The following is a 1,041-nucleotide window of genomic DNA, read 5'->3' as shown; positions in this document are numbered from 1 at the left end:
CGTAAGCGACAAGGGAACCCCGTGGGTTAACGGGTCGGCGTGTCCGAGCTAGCTTTCGAGCGTTCATGCAAGCGCCGGGGTTCTATGTCGACGACCAGTTCTACGCCTATATCTACGCCTAGTAGCTTTCAGTTGATTGAAGCCGTCGTTGACCGTTTCGATGGTGCGCCGGTCGGAGAACGGCGCCGTTGGTCTGATGAGTTCAAGGCGCAAGCTGTCGCTGCGGCCCTGGAGCCAGGCGTAAATGTTTCGGCTCTTGCGCGGCGATTGGGGATTTCGCCGCCGCAGCTGTTCGCCTGGCGCAAGGCTTATCTCAAGTCCCAGGAAGAGGCGAAACCGGCGAAACCCTCACAGCAGGCGTTGACGGAGATCGTGATTGGGGACGCCACCATTCGTGTCGGTCACGATATCGGAGAAGCGGTCCTGCGTCGGATCATTAAAGCTGTGCGCAGCGCATGATCCCGTCCGGCGTGAAGGTATTTTTGGCCAGTCACCCTGTCGACTTTCGCAAAGGCCCTGACAGCCTTCTGGCGCTGGTTCGCGATGCCGGGAGCGACCCATTCAACGGTGCCCTTTATGTGTTTCGCGCGAAACGTGCGGATCGCATCAAAATCGTTTGGTGGGATGGCAGCGGCGTCTGCCTTTATGCGAAGCGCCTGGAAAAGTCCGGGTTCTGCTGGCCGCGGATTGGCCATGTCCGGGTTCAACTGAACACCGTCCAGCTGATGGCGCTGGTCGATGGGCTTGACTGGAAAAGGGTTCGGCCAGTCACGATCCGTCGCCCTGAGACCGTTGGTTAAAACAGCCCCAGCGCAGTGAATTATTTGCCGACAAAAGGGCAAAAAATGCAAGTAAAACAAGATGAAACATGCTCTAATCAGAGGTGATGAACAGCCGTAAGCTCCCCCTTCCCGATGACATGGATCAGTTGAAATCCATGGTGCGCGCCATGGCCGAGAAAGCGGCCCGCGCCGACGTGCTTGAACTTGAGATTGAAGCGCTCAGGGCCCGCAATGCGGATGCCAATGAGCGGATCAAACG

At 57.7% G+C, this 1,041-nt stretch carries 2 protein-coding genes; both read left to right on the top strand.

Features of this window, described 5'->3' with window-relative positions; genetic code table 11:
* Positions 1–132 precede the first annotated feature (132 nt).
* Positions 133–459 carry a transposase gene (locus DDE20_RS18860; RefSeq protein WP_165814582.1) on the top strand — a complete coding sequence of 109 codons (327 nt, stop codon included), beginning with the start codon at positions 133–135 and terminating at the stop codon, positions 457–459.
* Positions 456–800, top strand: a complete 345-nt coding sequence (gene tnpB, locus DDE20_RS18855; protein ID WP_116560056.1) for an IS66 family insertion sequence element accessory protein TnpB — start codon at positions 456–458, stop codon at positions 798–800. Before DDE20_RS18860 ends, tnpB begins: the two co-directional genes overlap by 4 nt.
* The last annotated feature ends 241 nt before the right edge of the window (positions 801–1,041 follow it).

It is taken from the genome of Pararhodobacter oceanensis (assembly GCF_003076755.1).
GTDB classification, from domain to species: Bacteria; Pseudomonadota; Alphaproteobacteria; order Rhodobacterales; family Rhodobacteraceae; genus Pararhodobacter; species Pararhodobacter oceanensis.
The sequence above is the reverse complement of the archived record's forward strand: the minus strand, read 5'-3'. Positions and strand labels throughout refer to the sequence as shown.

Excerpts from the sequence above, each read along its gene's own strand:
- tnpB (WP_116560056.1), top strand. The coding sequence starts at position 456 with ATGATCCCGTCCGGCGTGAAGGTATTTTTGGCCAGTCACCCTGTCGAC.